Below are 844 nucleotides of genomic sequence, written 5' to 3' on the forward strand. Positions count from 1 at the left end.
GCTGCCGGGACAACAGGTATTACTTGATGACCTTGGCCACTACGCCGGCGCCGACGGTACGGCCGCCTTCGCGGATCGCGAAGCGCAGGCCCTCGTCCATCGCGATCGGGTGGATCAGGCTCACCACCATCTTCACGTTGTCGCCCGGCATCACCATTTCCACGCCTTCCGGCAGGGTCACGGCTCCCGTCACGTCCGTCGTGCGGAAATAGAACTGCGGACGGTAACCCTTGAAGAACGGCGTATGACGGCCACCCTCGTCCTTGCTCAGGACATAGACCTCGGCCTCGAAGTCCGTGTGCGGGGTGATCGTGCCCGGCTTGGCCAGCACCTGACCACGCTCCACGTCGTCACGCTTCAGGCCGCGCAGCAGCAGGCCCGCGTTGTCGCCCGCCTGGCCCTGGTCCAGCAGCTTGCGGAACATCTCCACGCCGGTCACCGTGGTCTTCTGCGTGTCGCGGATGCCGACCACTTCGATTTCGTCGCCCACCTTGATCACGCCGCGCTCGATACGACCCGTCACCACCGTGCCGCGGCCCGAGATCGAGAACACGTCTTCCACCGGCATCAGGAACGGCTTGTCGATCGCACGCACCGGCTCCGGGATGTAGCTGTCCAGCGCGTCCACCAGCTTGATGATCGCCGGCACGCCGATCTCGCTCTGATCGCCTTCCAGCGCCTTCAGCGCCGAACCGTGGATGATCGGCGTGTCGTCGCCCGGGAAGTCGTACTTCGACAGCAGCTCGCGCACTTCCATCTCGACCAGTTCGAGCAGCTCCGCGTCATCGACCATGTCCGCCTTGTTCAGGAACACCACGATGTACGGCACGCCCACCTGGCGCGA

The 844-nt window shown here is 64.9% G+C and carries 1 protein-coding gene; it reads right to left on the reverse strand.

What is annotated here, in order from left to right; genetic code table 11:
- Positions 1-19: 19 nt before the first annotated feature.
- Positions 20-844, reverse strand: an 825-nt coding sequence (locus DEO45_RS16315; protein WP_114345877.1) for an elongation factor Tu, incomplete at its 5' end; no start/stop codon positions are given.

Source organism: Rhodanobacter denitrificans, from assembly GCF_003335105.1.
Classification (GTDB): Bacteria; Pseudomonadota; Gammaproteobacteria; order Xanthomonadales; family Rhodanobacteraceae; genus Rhodanobacter; species Rhodanobacter denitrificans_A.